This window comes from Pseudomonas lini, assembly GCF_964063345.1.
GTDB classification, from domain to species: Bacteria; Pseudomonadota; Gammaproteobacteria; order Pseudomonadales; family Pseudomonadaceae; genus Aquipseudomonas; species Aquipseudomonas lini_B.
Map to the genome: position 1 here is coordinate 4,277,358 of NZ_OZ061318.1, position 14,224 is coordinate 4,291,581.

A 14,224-nucleotide genomic window follows, 5' to 3' on the forward strand; every position below is an offset into this window, starting at 1 on the left:
GCTGCACCCATTCTTTTTACAGGACTGTCGAGTTCAAGCCTTCCCCAAGTGCTTTCAACGGTCCTTTTTTATTCCCGCCGGCAATCCGGCGTTCCGCGCCCAGTGTTTCGGGCCGGTCAACAGGAGCAGGTCATGTCTGAAGTTCGTCATTCGCGAGTGATTATTCTCGGTTCCGGCCCTGCCGGTTACAGCGCCGCGGTCTATGCGGCTCGTGCCAACCTCAAGCCACTGCTGATCACTGGCATGCAGGCTGGCGGTCAATTGACCACCACCACCGAAGTCGACAACTGGCCGGGCGACGTTCACGGCCTGACCGGCCCGGCGCTGATGGAGCGGATGAAAGAGCACGCCGAGCGCTTTGAAACCGAGATCGTGTTCGATCACATCAATGCCGTGGACTTCGCCGCCAAGCCATACACCTTGATTGGCGACAGCGCGACTTACACCTGCGACGCACTGATCATCGCCACCGGCGCCAGCGCTCGCTACCTGGGCCTGCCATCGGAAGAAACGTTCATGGGCAAAGGCGTTTCGGCCTGCGCGACCTGCGACGGTTTCTTCTATCGCAACAAGCCAGTGGCTGTGGTCGGTGGCGGTAATACGGCTGTGGAAGAAGCCCTGTACCTGGCCAACATTGCCAGCACCGTAACCTTGATCCACCGTCGCGAAACGTTCCGCGCCGAGAAGATCCTGATCGACAAGCTGAATGCCCGGGTTGCCGAAGGCAAGATCATCCTGAAATTGAACTCGACCCTGGACGAAGTGCTGGGCGACAACATGGGCGTGACCGGTGCTCGCCTGAAGAACAACGACGGCAGCTTCGACGAGCTGAAAGTCGATGGCGTGTTCATCGCCATCGGCCACACCCCGAACACTTCGTTGTTCGAAGGGCAGCTGACGTTGAAAGACGGCTATCTGGTTGTGCAGGGCGGCCGTGACGGCAACGCCACTGCGACCAACCTCGAAGGCATCTTCGCCGCCGGTGACGTGGCTGACCACGTTTACCGCCAAGCCATCACCTCGGCCGGCGCCGGCTGCATGGCGGCGCTGGACACCGAGCGTTACCTCGACGGCCTGCAGAACGCTTCGTTCTGATTCCGTAGAAATGAAAAAACCGGCCTTGGCCGGTTTTTTTGTGCCCACGATTTAGAGGCCAATCAGAAAACCTGTGGGAGCGTGGCTTGCCCGCGATAGCAATTTATCCTTCCACATTGACGTCGACTGATACACCGCTATCGCGAGCAGGTTCGCTCCCACATGGACTGTGTGGACTCTGGAATCAGGCCAATTTCTTCAAGCACGCTTCAAGAATATCCAGCCCTTCCTCCAGCACGGCCGCCTCTGTAGTCAAAGGCGCCAGCAGACGAATGATGTGGCGCGACTTGCCGCTGGGCATCAGCAACAAGCCTGAATCGCGCGCGAGAGCCAGTAACTGCGTCAACTGCGCCGAGGCCGGTGTGCCGTCGGCATTGATCAGCTCGATGCCGCGCATTGCACCGACGCCGGTCAAGCGGCCCAGATACGGTGACAGTTCGCGGGCTCGCCAGGATTCGTAGCGGCTGACAATCGCTTCTTCCTGTTGCGCACCCCAGGCGTGCAGGTGCGCGTCAGTCATTTCGTCCAAAGTCGCCAACGCGGCGGCGCAGGCGATGGGGTTGCCCGAATAGGTACCGCCCAATCCGCCCTTGGGCAAGTTATCGAGTAGCGACTTGCGCCCGACAACCGCCCCCAGCGGCACGCCGCCGGCAATGCTTTTGCCCAACAGAATCAGGTCCGGCTCAATGCCCAATCGCGAGAACGCAAACCGCTGGCCGGTACGACCGAAGCCGGACTGGATTTCATCGGCGATCAGCAGAATGCCTTTGTCATCACAGAAACGTCGCAGCGCCTGGGCGAACTCCACATCCATCGCCAGGAAACCCGCTTCGCCCTGCACCGGTTCGACGATAAAACAGGCCACGTCATCAACATCGATCTCGACGCTGAACAGCCGCTCCATGGCCTTCAGGGCATCAAAGCAGGTCACGTCATTGTCTTTGCTGGGGAAGGGCAGGTGGAACACCGGCCCCGGTAGCACACCGACTTTCTGCTTGTACGGCGCGACTTTGCCGTTGAGGTTGAGGGTGGCGAGTGTGCGTCCGTGGAAGGCGCCGTCGAAGGCGATGACTGCCGTGCGACCGGTGGCGCCACGGACGATTTTCAGGGCGTTTTCCGCCGCCTCCGCACCGCTGTTGGTGAGCATGCCGCTGACCGAATAATCCACCGGAATAAACGCCGTCAGGCGATCCATCAGTTCGAGGTAAGGCACATGCGGGGCGGCGTTGAACGCGTAGTGGGTCAGCCGGGTAGCCTGTTCGCAAATGGCCTCGACGATGCGTGGGTGGCAATGACCGAGGTTCAGCACGCCGATACCACCGACAAAATCGATGTAGCGTTTGCCATCGGTATCCCAGACCTCGGCATTTCTGCCGTGGCTGAGCGTGACGGGATGAACGATGTTGATTGACCGACTGATGTTTTCGCTGCTCATGGATACCGGACTCAGAAGAAGGGATGCTTCTTTTTATCTAAGCCGCGAGCAGAGGTGCCCGGCAAACGAAATAAAGTCGCCGGGTCAATATTAAAAGTCGGGATGTGCCCTGATACCGATCAATGACGACGCATAATCTGTGGCGAGGGAGCTTGCTCCCGTTGGGTCGCGAAGCGACCCTGCCTATCTTAAAAAAGAAGGGGGCCGCTGCGCAGTCCAGCGGGAGCAAGCTCCCTCGCCACAGGTTCAGTGTCACTCATGAGTGTTTTGCGGGCTTCAGTCAGCGGCGAGTCAGCGGCTGCTGAGTGAACTTCACACCCGCCAGGCCATGGGCAATCAGCGCGCGGATATTGCCATGGTCACTGCCTTCAGGCGTGGCCACTACCGAACGGTAATGTTCGCCAAACGCCAACAGCGCTTCTTCATCACTCAAGCCTTCCAGCAATGCCAGACCCAGGGTCTTGCACGAACCTTCGTTCTGCCCGGCGGCGTTTTCCACACCACCGTTATTGAACGCCTGGGGCTGATAGGCGTAACCGGCGGCGATGAACGCCAAGGTATCGGCGAAAGCGTGTTCGCCGCTCTTGAGGCTGGCGCGCAGGGTGTTCAGATCATTCATTGGGTTTTCCTTTGGCGAACGCCGCTTGCTGGTCGGCGCTGGCTTCTTTCTGGTATTGGGCTTTCCACTCGGCGTACGGCATGCCGTAAACCACTTCGCGGGCTTCATCGAGGCTGACGTCGATCTGGCGTTCGTCGGCAGCGGCCTTGTACCACTTGGACAGGCAGTTGCGGCAGAAACCCGAGAGGTTCATCAGGTCGATGTTCTGCACGTCCTTGCGGCTGTCCAGGTGGGCAACCAGCCGGCGAAAGGCGGCGGCTTCAAGTTCCAGGCGTTGTTGATCGTTCATGATGGGCTCTGTGCAATCAAATCGTGGCGCGGATAATAAAAGCCTGGCGACCGATGCGCCAGACGCGGTCAGCGGCTCGCGGCCAGGGTAATCGATACCGATTCGGCGAAGCGCAAGGCGTGGGGTTTGTCGACTTCGACTTCGGCGTACAGCACCGACTCGTTGACCATGACCAGATCCAGCACCTCCTGGGTCAAGCGTTCGAGCAGGGCAAAGCGATTGCCCTCCACATGAGCAATGATCGCCTTGGTGATGGTGCGGTAGTTCAGGGCATGATCGATATCGTTGTCGCGCACGGCGTCCTGGGCGGCGTACAGGATGGTCAGGTTGATCAGCACATCCTGCTTGTTGAGGATTTCGTCCTCGTTGATCCCGATAAAAGTTCGCAAACACAGGTCCTTGACCCGGATGCGTGCCATTCCTGGTTGAAGTTGTGGCATTGCTACTTGCTCCGTCCAATCAATTGCAGGAACTCCTGGCGGGTGTTGCTCGACTCGCGAAAAGCGCCGAGCATCACCGAGGTGTTCATGGTCGAATTCTGTTTTTCGACGCCGCGCATCATCATGCACATGTGCTGGGCTTCGATGACCACCGCGACACCGGCGGCGTCGGTCACTTGCTGCACGGCGTCGGCGATTTGCCGGGTGAGGTTTTCCTGGATTTGCAGGCGGCGGGCGAACATATCCACAAGCCGCGCAATCTTCGACAGGCCCAGCACCTTGCCCGTTGGAATATAAGCCACATGAGCCTTGCCGATGAAGGGCAGCATGTGATGTTCACAGAGCGAGTACAGCTCGATGTTGTCGACGATGATCATTTCATCGTTGTCTGAAGCAAACAGCGCGCCGTTGACGATTTCTTCGACACTTTGTTCGTAACCATGACACAGGTATTGCATCGCCTTGGCGGCGCGCACCGGGGTGTCTTGCAGTCCTTCGCGGTCGGGGTTTTCACCGAGGCCGATCAGGATCTCGCGATAGCTTTGGGACAGGGTGTTCTGAGGCAGGAATAACGTCATGGGACATCCTCGCGGGAGCGGCTTATTTGACGTGCCGTCCGCCATTGACGGTCAGGGTCGTGCCGGTGACATAAGGGTTGTCGAGCAAATAGCGCAGGCTCTGGTAGATCACTTCGCTGCCGGGTTCGATACCCAGCGCTGATTTGGCCAGAACCCTGGCGCGGTACGCCGCGTCGTCGTCGGGATTGAACAGTAGCAGGGCTGGGGCGATACCGTTGACCTTGATGCTGGGCGCGTATTTCGCGGCAAAGGACAGGGTCAGGCTGTCGAGCCCGGCTTTGCTGGCGCAGTAGCCGATGTGTTTGCTGCTGCCCCTGCGGGTCACATCATCGCTGATGTGCACGATGTCGGCGGGGCTCGAGCGTTTGAGCAAATCGGCACAGTGCTGGTTGATCAGGTAAGGCGCCAGCATATGCACGCTGAACATTTGGGTGAAGGCTGCGGCTTCGGTGCCCGGGGTTTCGGCCAGCCATTCAGAAGCGTTATGGACAATCGCCCGCAAACTGTCGGTGTGGTTTTTCAGTTCGCCGATGAACGCAAGGATTCCGGCCTCGCTGGAAAAGTCCGCAAACACCGCGGTCGCCCCGAGATCGCGCAGGGCTTGCACACCAGGCCGTTCGCTGCGGTAGCTGAAAATGACCGGATGGCCGTCTTCGAGCAAACGCTGCGCACAGTGCAGGCCGACACGCTGGCCGGCACCGGTGATGAGGATTGGGGCTGCGGAAGAGGTCATGAATGGCTCGCGTCGCGATAAGAGCAAAACTATACCAGCGACGGGAGTTGTTCACCTACGTCCTGCGATGGCGTCACCTTTGTAGGAGCGAGCGGTGCGGCGATCCGACTTGCCCGCGAATGAGACGACTCGGTCTATCTGTCAAACCGCGTCATCGTTCTTCGCGGGCAAGCCTCGCTCCTACAGGGGTTACTGATTTTGGGGGGTGGGTTCGGCGGGCAACGGACGCGCAGATGGGGGGTGCAGCCAGCCGGCCAGCAGATGAGTCGACAACGGAATGAAGAAATACACCATCAATGGCGTCAGGCACAGGGTGCTGACAAACACGCGGGTCAGCAAACCCGTTTCAGCCAATAGCGGCCCTAATACAAAGTTGAACAGCAGGGACACCGGAAAGAACGCCAGCCAGATAGCCACGGCCTGCTTCCAGCGTGGCGGGCGTTGACCGGCCGCACCGAACCAGCCATCGATGCCACTGACCCGATGTTCCGAAGGGTTGGCAAACAGATCACTGCCGCGTCCCAGCCAGGCAGTGCGCGATGCGGAATGCTCCCAGGCGTGCATGGTCTGCTCGTCGGCGAAGCGGAAGATAATCTGGAATTCGTCATCGTCGGGCGGCGGAGCGAGCACGCCAGAACCGAGGTAACCGGGGAAGTCGGTGGCCAGTTGTTCGCCTTCGCGCAACCAGGTCATGAGGTCCTGATAACGCCCATCGGCGACGCGACGCGCCACCATCAGCGTGACGGGTGAAGTAGACATTGTGTATCTCCATATTACAAACGCGTCGCTCCGGATAAGAGCTTCGCCAGACACAGCGCCGGGGTGGTGGGCTGCGTCTCAAGACAAGCAAGGATTATTCCTGATTGTACCTGGGGCGTCTGTTCCAATTAGTTCAACAACGTGTTGAGTACTACTGGGGCAAGAGCGTTAGAATGGATCCAAATTTATACATGGACGTAGATGCCTGTGCTGACCGACGTTACGCCTGGCTTCCCCTCCATTACCTCGCTGATTCGAGAAGAGCTGTTTCCGATTCGTGAGGTCGCGCGCCTGACAGGGGTCAACCCGGTCACGCTACGCGCATGGGAGCGACGGTACGGTTTGATACAACCCACGCGCACCGAAAGCGGTCACCGTTTGTATTCGATGACCGATATCGAGCGTGTTCGCAGCATCCTTGGCTGGATGGAGCGCGGTGTCGCGGTCAGCAAGGTCGGCAAGATACTGGCCAAGACCGAACCGTTCAAGGTGCTGGCGCAGGTCATTCCCAACGAACTCGTTCAAGCCGACTACGGCCAATGGCAGCAGCAGGTCAAGGCAGCGGTGAGTGCTTTTGACGAAGTTCAACTGGAGCAAGTCTACGGTCAGATTTTTTCCAGTTACCCGCTGACGCTGGTGTTTCAGGACATTCTGATTCCGGTCTGGAAGCTATTGGTCCAACGCCATGAAGCATTCGGTCAGACTAGCGAGTGGCTTTTTCTGGATGGTTTTCTGCGTTCTCGTGTGTTGCAACGCCTGCTGCTGGTGCGTGTCATGCAACCGCGACGAGTGATTGTCTGCGCCTTGGCTGACCAATGTCGTGAACTCGAAGTGCTGCTCACTGCGCTGTATCTGAGCAGTGTCGATTCGGCTATACAGTTGTTGGCGATCGGCCAGCCCTTCGACGAGTTGATCCTGGTTTGTGAGAAGATCAAGCCCCAGGCACTGGTGCTGGTTTCCAGCCACGCGCCGGCCGGCGAATTGCCTCGACGTTTGAAACGCTTGGCCATGAGCCTGGATTGTCAGGTGTTGCTGGCCGGGGATGCATCGGACCTGGCACAGGAGAGCCTGGCCGGATCCTCGATCGGTTGCCTGGGAAACGAGGGAGTGTTAATGCGCCAGCGTCTGAAGCAGTTCCTGGTGGGGAACCTGGATACCTGAGGCAGGTAGACGCAGAGTCAGAGATGCAGGGCAGGATGAGTCAGACGATGCTGCTGAAGGATGTACTGACGCAGACGTTCGGTTTCGTCCGTGTCGCTCTGGCTCAACTCATAGGCGTAGAAACCCTGCTCGGTTTCACGCTCGAAGGTGCCGCGCAACGCAATCCGCTCATAACCTGACGGGCTGAACCACAACGCGAAGTGCTTTGGCGCCTTGGTCTTGTTGGAAACCTCCAGCAAGACCCCTTTGAACGATATTTCGTGCACCCACATCGTGCCGGGTTGCCCCTTGGCATTTTCCAGCGCCACCGGCTCTTCGAGCGTCAGACGCCATGGCCGAATCATCGGCCCGTCTTCATAGATGCTGGGGACGCCGAGGCGTAGATGCATTGCGTGAAATTCATCTTCCACCAAGTGCAGGGGGAAGGTCATTTGCTGATTTTCAAAATTGGCCTGGATGGTGACTTGTTCATGAGCAGCCAGGCGGGTGAGCAAATCACGAATCTGCGAACCACCGTTGACGAGCAGGCTCGACGTCGCATCCCGAACATTGAGTTGCGGGTTGTGTTGCATGTTCTGGATAAAATCCAGCTCATCCTGGGTCAGGAGTGCGTCGCGCTGCATGATTTGCTCGAAAGAAATAATTACAAAGTCATCGGTGATTGTAGTAAATGACCACTAATTCGCAGATTGGTTTGAGCCGTTCGTCGTTTTGAGTGCAACAATTTCTGCCTGAGCCTCGGCCAATTGCGCTTCCAGCTGCGCGACTCGCTGCTGGGCCTTGACCTGAGCCGTGACGTCTTTCTGCACCCCGACAAAATAGGTCTGTCCGTCGTGCGGGTTTTTTACCGTGGAAAGCGACAGTTCGTTCCAGAACGGAGTGCCGTCCTTGCGGTAATTTCTAAGAATTTCCCGGCAAGAGCCGCCACTGCCCAATGCCTGCCGAATCAAGGCGAGGGCTGGCTGATCCCTGTCTCCTGCCTGCAAAAAACGGCAATCCTGATAGAGGATTTCTTCGCTGGTATAACCCGTCAGGCGCTCGAATGCCGGATTTACGTAAATCAGGATGTTGTCCTGCTCACCTTCCTTTTCAGCAATCACGATGCCGTCGTTGGAAGCGTCGATCACCATTTGTAGCAGAGAGGCGTTGATCATCGCAGAGTCCTTTGCGTATGGATTGATACGCTGCATTCTAAAAGATCAATGAAGGCCGTGCTGTTAATATCTCGTACTTTTATTTAGATTCAGGATCAGATTGATGAAAGTCGCCATCCTTTCCGGCTCGGTGTACGGCACGGCTGAAGAAGTCGCCCGTCACGCTGCAAGCATTTTGAACGCCGCCGGTTTTGAAACCTGGCACAACCCCCGCGCGACACTCGCCGATGTTCAGGCCTTTGGTCCCGAAGCGTTTCTGGCGGTGACCTCGACCACCGGCATGGGCGAGTTGCCGGACAATCTGCAACCGCTGTATTTCGCCATCCGTGATCAATTGCCCGCCGCCTGGCGTGGCTTGCCGGGCGCGGTGATCGGTTTGGGCGACGCCAGTTATGGCGATACGTTCTGCGGTGGCGGTGAGCAAATGCGTGAATTGTTCGGCGAACTGGGTGTGCGTGAAGTCCTGCCGATGCTGCGTCTGGACGCCAGCGAAACCGTGACGCCGGAAACCGACGCCGAGCCTTGGTTGGCGGAACTGGTCAACGTTTTGCGGGGCTGACTTGTGGGAGCGAGCCTTTATTGGCGGCAGTGCTTTGACATGGATCCAGACTCACCCGCGCACTGACTCGTTCGGCCATCAAGCTGGCTGCCAATGCAACTACACGAAGTCCGGGGGCTGACTAGACTGCTGTAACGCAGCAAAAAATAATAAAAACCAGAAAAATAAAAAAGGGAATTCTTGCCGTGAGCGTAGCCCCCGTCCAATCGCCACACAGCATCAAAGACAAAGTCAGTGCCGCCGAGTGGCAGACCCGCATCGATCTGGCTGCCTGTTATCGTCTGGTCGCCCTGCATGGCTGGGATGACCTGATTTTCACGCATATCTCCGCCAAGGTGCCGGGCACTGAAGACTTCCTGATCAACCCGTTCGGCCTGATGTTCCATGAACTGACCGCGTCGAGCCTGGTCAAAGTCGATCAGGCCGGCAACAAGTTGATGGACAGCCCTTACGAGATCAACCCGGCGGGATACACCATCCACAGCGCCGTGCATGAAGTCCGTCATGACGTCGCGTGTGTACTGCACACCCACACCGCGGCGGGGGTGGCGGTATCGGCACAGAAGCAGGGCATCTTGCCGATCAGTCAGCAGTCCTTGTTCGTCCTTTCCAGCCTGGCTTATCACGCCTACGAAGGCGTTGCGTTGAACCATGAAGAAAAGGCGCGACTGCAAGCCGACCTTGGCGAAAACAATTTCCTGATGCTGCACAACCACGGTCTGCTGACCTGTGGCGGCACCATCGCCGACACGTTCCTGATGATGTTTACCTTTCAACGCGCCTGCGAAATTCAGGTGCTGGCACAGAACGGTGGTGCGGAGCTGATCGCCATCGAACCGCAGATTCTGGCGGGCGCCAAGGCGATGATCGCCGGTGTCACCAAAAGTGCTCAAGGGATGGGCGGCGCGCTGGCCTGGCCGGCGCTGCTGCGCAAACTCGATAAACAAGACCCGGGTTATAAACTCTAAATGGCCCTCGCCGAGATTCCACTGTGTGTCTGGCGCAAGCGCAGCCAGACGTTCATGTTCCGCGGTCAAACCCTGCGCTATTGGACCGCTGGGCAGGGCGAGCCGCTGTTGCTGATCCATGGCTTCCCCACCGCCAGTTGGGACTGGCATTACCTGTGGCAGCCGCTGGCGCAGCGCTATCGGGTGATTGCCTGCGACATGCTCGGCTTCGGCGATTCGGCCAAACCGGTGAACCACGACTACAGTCTGCTGGAACAGGCCGATCTGCAACAGGCCTTACTGGCGCATCTGAACGTTGAACAACCCGTTCACGTGTTGGCACACGATTATGGCGACAGCGTGGCCCAGGAACTGCTGGCCCGGCACTATGAAACGCGCGCTGATATCGCCAGTTGCGTGTTTCTCAATGGCGGGCTGTTTCCCGAAACCCATCGTCCGGTGTTGATGCAAAAACTCCTGCTCAGCCCCTTTGGCTGGATGATCGGGCGAGCCTTTTCCCGTGATGCGCTGGTAAAGAGTTTCCAGCAGATCTTCGGTCCGCAGACCCGACCCACCGAAAGCGAACTGGATGATTTCTGGAGCCTGGTCGACAGCAATCACGGGCAACGGATCATGCACAAATTGATCAGTTACATCCCGCAGCGCCGTGTCCAGCGTGAACGTTGGGTCAGCGCCATGCAGCGTGGCGAGGTGCCGCTACGGGTCATAGATGGCGAGGTCGATCCGGTTTCCGGCGCACACATGGTGGCGCGTTATCGGCAACTGATTCCCGACCCGGACACGGTCCTGCTGCCTGAGATCGGCCATTACCCGCAGATCGAAGCGCCGGCGCAGGTGCTCAAGCACTACCTGGAATTTCGCGATCGACTGGTTTCACCGCCGCGCAAAGTGGCGTGTTCCTGACTATCCCGATGCCTTATTGCGCACCATTCAGCCGCCCCCGTGTTCATTGTGACCGGCAGCCTCGTGGCTGACACTCGCACTCATTGTCCCCTGGCCTGCTGGAGTTCCCCATGAATGAGTCTGTGCGCTTCGAAGATAAAGTGGTGATCGTCACCGGTGCGGGCGGTGGCTTGGGGCGGGCGCACGCGCTGCTGTTCGCAAAACAGGGCGCCAAAGTGCTGGTCAATGATCTCGGCGGTTCGGCTCAAGGCGAAGGCGCCAATGCATCGGCAGCCGATCGTGTGGTCGCGGAAATTCGCGAAGCGGGCGGAACCGCCGAGGCCAACCACGATTCCGTCACCGACGGTGACAAAATTGTCCAGAATGCCCTCGATACATTCGGCCGTGTCGATGTCGTGGTGAACAACGCCGGCATCCTGCGAGACAAGACCTTTCACAAAATGGACGACAGCGACTGGGACCTGGTTTACCGCGTCCATGTCGAAGGCGCTTACAAGGTCACCCGTGCTGCCTGGCCACACATGCGCGAGCAAAACTATGGCCGCGTGATCTTCACCGCGTCGACTTCTGGCATCTATGGCAACTTCGGTCAGTCCAACTATGGCATGGCCAAACTCGGCCTCTATGGCCTGACCCGCACATTGGCCATCGAAGGCCGCAAGAACAACATCCTGGTCAACGCCATCGCCCCGACCGGCGGCACCCGCATGACCGAAGGCCTGATCCCGCCACAAGTGTTCGAACAACTCAAACCGGAACTGGTCAGCCCGCTGGTGGTGTATCTGGCCAGCGAACATTGCCAGGAAACTTCGGGGTTATTCGAAGTGGGTGGCGGCTGGATGGGCAAGGTGCGCTGGGAGCGCAGCCTGGGCGCCGGGTTTGATCCGCGGGTGGGGTTTTCACCGGTAGATGTGGCGGCGCATTGGGAGCAGATTTGTGATTTTGAGGGTGCGGCGCACCCGACGGACAATATTGAGGCGTTGAAGGAAATGATGGAGAACTTGCAGAAGTATTCGATTTAAGGATGTGGGGCCACCAAGCCGCAAATGGGCGGCTTGGTGGTTTTCGGATTTCAAACGTATCTTTTTTCTATGACGAACTGGGGCGCTTTCCAGTTTGGACCTTTTATTGCCAGCCCTTTATCTCCGTTGGCCAATACACCCGCGGCAAAGAGCCGTGTATAGGCGCTTTCAAGCGCGCCATATTCTTTGAGAATTTCACGGTTATAGCGTCTGATCATCATGTCCAGATGCGGGGTTGGTTTGAGCAGTGCAAATACGGCGACGATATCATCCAGAGATTCATTTTTAACGATTTGCTCTATGGTGTTCATTACCACATCTCCTTCAGAAATTGTTTGTACTCGCGCTCGTCCTGTTCAGCTGCGGCGGCCAACGCTTCTGGCGTGTAAAGCAAGGAGGGATCATCTTTCAGCTTGAAGTCTTCCAGCGTCGCAGTATGCACATTGTTCCACACGGAAGAGCCTGCATCCGGCATTTCTGTATCGCCATATCCCAAAGCTTTAAATCTTTCAAACTCCCTGATCTCATGAGTGTAGAAACGTTTATCGGTATCGGTCATCTCGAGTTCTCCACGGAGAATTCTGTGCAGTCGATCAATCATCACTTTGTTGGCATCGGATGGAGGAAATTTAGAGGTATGCAGTTCCACGATATTGACTCCTTCTTGTGAAGCAACTGCAGGCGTCCATTTCAAGTCCAAAGTAGGCCCGCCTATTTGTTCTGGATTGAAGTCACGCCCACTGTGCTCACCTTCGGTAGTCGCGCCCTCATAAGGGTTGTTGAAGACGGTATAGATCGGCGGAATACCCGACTCAATCGGGAACACTGTGATGAATCCACCACCAAAATCGTAGAGTTCCAGCTCCGGATGCGTATCGATCCATGGGGTTTGGCCCCACGGGCTCCCGCCGTTGTAGAGGACAATGTTTGGCACGCTCGCCGGTAGCGCCGTGGACGCGTCACCCGGTTTTACGATAGGTGTCCAGGTCATCCCGATGGAGGAAGCATCCGGACTGTAGGATCTGTAGACGTTACTATGCGGATCAAGCGTGGCAAGCCGGATCGGCACGTTGGAGGGCACCAACATTCCGTCGGTGCTCGCTACGACGAACTCCATTTCGTCGTCAGTGGTCATGGAGCCCAAAACAACCGGGAGATCGATTTCTCCTCCCGATGCTGCGACAGCCAGCAAGTCATCGGGGTTGGCCGGTGCAAGTTCCGACAGCGGGACACTCAGGGCATAACGTTCACCGTTGCCTAGTTCCGATGGATAAATCAGTGCCGCAACCCCTGCGACAGCGGGTATCGCTGTTGCAGCAATTGTTTCGGTGATCGCCGAGACCGCGACGCGTAGCGTTGCCGTGATTGCCAAGGCGGTCCCCCGATTGGGGGCGAGGGTTCCTCCTGCAATGGTAAACACCGGGCCGGCGGCTGCAGCGGAGCCCGATACGGGAAATGTGCGTGTAGCCAAGGCTGGTTTACGTGCCTTTTGCACTTCTGCCTGACGTTGGGTCTCAGCCGCATCCTCTGCTGCAATCCATGCCCGCCTTTCGGCCTCCCGTAGGGCTTCGGCTTCCTTGCGGGCCTGTTCGGCGGCGACCGTCGCTGCAATCCGAGCAAGCCGTGCACGTTCCTCGGCTACGCGTCGGGCTTCGGCTTCAGCTGCCTTACGCGCCTGTTCCTCAGCCACGCGTTTGGCTTCAGCCTGGGCTCTTGCCTGAGCCGCTGCCGCCGCTTCTGCATTGGCCTCGGCAATGGCGTTGTTCTGTGTGGCTAAGCGGGCGTCCAACAGCTTTATCTGCTCAGCCAGGAACTTCGCCTCGTAAGCCGCGGCGTAAGAGACATTCCATTTTTCTACTGCTCTGTAATAGCCCCTTTGCCCTCCGCGACGACCCGGGGGTACATCGAAACCCTTGTAGTCAGGATTTTCACCTTTGTGGGTCAGTGGGTCATGGCCATAATAAAGATTGGCTGTTTCTATTTGTTTTTGATGATCTGTCCTGGCTTTGGAAAGTTGCAGCTTAAGCGTCCGTAACTCAATATCAAGAGCGTCGGCTCCAGGTACCACAGCAGCAACGGCCGCTCTTGTTTTTGCAAGTTCAGCATCGGTTATGTGAATGATGTTCTTGATGTTTTCGTTGAAGAGTTCTTCGGTATAAGCATTGTTGTCAATCAGCCAATCAGTGGCGGAATCCATTAAGTCATATGCACGATCGGAGTGGTCGGGGTTTGACACGCCCCCGGCGCCAAATCCGAAACCAGAAGACGACGAAGGCTTACGAGGTATACCTCTATTAACAAGGATGTTTTTTTCTTGCGGCATATCGAATTCCTTTCGATTCCAATACTGGAATTGCCATGCCGGCATCCAATGATGACGGCCGTTCATGGTCCTGTGTATCAGCGCCATCCAGGGCGCCGAGAAAGACTATATTCCAACGTAATAGCCGGGCAGGTGAGCGTTTCCGACAGTGATGTAGGAAACAAGAAGTTTTATCTCGGAAATAAA

Annotated in this window: 17 protein-coding genes; 6 read left to right on the forward strand and 11 right to left on the reverse strand. The window is 57.4% G+C overall.

Features of this window, described 5'->3' with window-relative positions:
- The first annotated feature begins 132 nt into the window (after positions 1–132).
- Complete coding sequence (trxB, locus tag AB3226_RS19250) at positions 133–1,095, forward strand: thioredoxin-disulfide reductase (protein WP_367374199.1); 963 nt, start codon at positions 133–135, stop codon at positions 1,093–1,095.
- Positions 1,096–1,279: 184 nt separating this feature from the next.
- On the opposite strand, the gene AB3226_RS19255 is transcribed toward trxB, so the two are convergent.
- The 7 genes from AB3226_RS19255 to AB3226_RS19285 all read right to left on the reverse strand — a co-directional run bounded on the left by AB3226_RS19255 (position 1,280) and on the right by AB3226_RS19285 (position 5,948).
- On the reverse strand, positions 1,280–2,530 hold the full coding sequence (locus AB3226_RS19255; protein WP_367374200.1) for an aspartate aminotransferase family protein: 1,251 nt from the start codon (positions 2,528–2,530) through the stop codon (positions 1,280–1,282).
- 280 nt (positions 2,531–2,810) lie between these two features.
- Positions 2,811–3,149, reverse strand: a complete 339-nt coding sequence (locus AB3226_RS19260; protein ID WP_367374201.1) for a HopJ type III effector protein — start codon at positions 3,147–3,149, stop codon at positions 2,811–2,813.
- Positions 3,142–3,438: a DUF1244 domain-containing protein gene (locus tag AB3226_RS19265; RefSeq protein WP_018927179.1), complete on the reverse strand. Its 297-nt coding sequence runs from the start codon at positions 3,436–3,438 to the stop codon at positions 3,142–3,144. The genes AB3226_RS19260 and AB3226_RS19265 overlap by 8 nt, the downstream gene beginning before the upstream one ends.
- Before the next feature lie 68 nt (positions 3,439–3,506).
- Entirely contained in the window at positions 3,507–3,878 is a 372-nt protein-coding gene (folX, locus tag AB3226_RS19270) for a dihydroneopterin triphosphate 2'-epimerase (RefSeq protein ID WP_367374202.1), read from the reverse strand.
- A 2-nt stretch (positions 3,879–3,880) separates the two neighbouring features.
- Positions 3,881–4,456, reverse strand: a complete 576-nt coding sequence (gene folE / locus AB3226_RS19275) for a GTP cyclohydrolase I FolE (protein WP_095055672.1) — start codon at positions 4,454–4,456, stop codon at positions 3,881–3,883.
- Positions 4,457–4,478: 22 nt separating this feature from the next.
- A complete protein-coding gene (gene folM, locus AB3226_RS19280; protein WP_367374203.1) occupies positions 4,479–5,189 on the reverse strand; it encodes a dihydromonapterin reductase in 711 nt (236 codons plus the stop codon).
- Between the two features lie 189 nt (positions 5,190–5,378).
- A complete protein-coding gene (locus AB3226_RS19285) occupies positions 5,379–5,948 on the reverse strand; it encodes an antibiotic biosynthesis monooxygenase (protein WP_367374204.1) in 570 nt (189 codons plus the stop codon).
- Positions 5,949–6,149: 201 nt separating this feature from the next.
- On the opposite strand from AB3226_RS19285, the gene AB3226_RS19290 reads away from it, so the two are divergent.
- Positions 6,150–7,109, forward strand: a complete 960-nt coding sequence (locus tag AB3226_RS19290; RefSeq protein ID WP_367374205.1) for a MerR family transcriptional regulator — start codon at positions 6,150–6,152, stop codon at positions 7,107–7,109.
- A 17-nt stretch (positions 7,110–7,126) separates the two neighbouring features.
- On the opposite strand, the gene AB3226_RS19295 is transcribed toward AB3226_RS19290, so the two are convergent.
- Both AB3226_RS19295 and AB3226_RS19300 read right to left on the reverse strand, forming a co-directional pair.
- The gene (locus tag AB3226_RS19295; protein WP_367374206.1) at positions 7,127–7,732 is read right to left on the reverse strand and encodes a hypothetical protein; all 606 of its coding nucleotides are present in this window, start codon (positions 7,730–7,732) and stop codon (positions 7,127–7,129) included.
- Positions 7,733–7,786: 54 nt separating this feature from the next.
- Positions 7,787–8,263: a PAS domain-containing protein gene (locus tag AB3226_RS19300; RefSeq protein WP_367374207.1), complete on the reverse strand. Its 477-nt coding sequence runs from the start codon at positions 8,261–8,263 to the stop codon at positions 7,787–7,789.
- A gap of 103 nt (positions 8,264–8,366) precedes the next feature.
- Between AB3226_RS19300 and AB3226_RS19305 the strand changes: the two genes are divergently transcribed.
- The 4 genes from AB3226_RS19305 (at position 8,367) to AB3226_RS19320 (ending at position 11,715) form a co-directional block, all read left to right on the forward strand.
- Positions 8,367–8,822 (forward strand): flavodoxin, encoded by a 456-nt coding sequence (locus AB3226_RS19305; RefSeq protein ID WP_367374208.1) that lies wholly within the window; start codon positions 8,367–8,369, stop codon positions 8,820–8,822.
- A gap of 185 nt (positions 8,823–9,007) precedes the next feature.
- On the forward strand, positions 9,008–9,790 hold the full coding sequence (locus tag AB3226_RS19310; protein ID WP_367374209.1) for a class II aldolase/adducin family protein: 783 nt from the start codon (positions 9,008–9,010) through the stop codon (positions 9,788–9,790).
- Complete coding sequence (locus AB3226_RS19315) at positions 9,791–10,693, forward strand: alpha/beta fold hydrolase (protein ID WP_367374210.1); 903 nt, start codon at positions 9,791–9,793, stop codon at positions 10,691–10,693.
- 110 nt (positions 10,694–10,803) lie between these two features.
- The gene (locus AB3226_RS19320; protein WP_367374211.1) at positions 10,804–11,715 is read left to right on the forward strand and encodes an SDR family oxidoreductase; all 912 of its coding nucleotides are present in this window, start codon (positions 10,804–10,806) and stop codon (positions 11,713–11,715) included.
- Between the two features lie 50 nt (positions 11,716–11,765).
- Here AB3226_RS19320 and AB3226_RS19325 read toward each other — a convergent pair whose 3' ends face one another.
- Positions 11,766–12,026, reverse strand: coding sequence for a hypothetical protein (locus AB3226_RS19325; protein WP_367374212.1), 261 nt, complete (start codon positions 12,024–12,026; stop codon positions 11,766–11,768).
- Entirely contained in the window at positions 12,026–14,038 is a 2,013-nt protein-coding gene (locus tag AB3226_RS19330; RefSeq protein WP_367374213.1) for an S-type pyocin domain-containing protein, read from the reverse strand. Before AB3226_RS19330 ends, AB3226_RS19325 begins: the two co-directional genes overlap by 1 nt.
- Positions 14,039–14,224 lie beyond the last annotated feature (186 nt).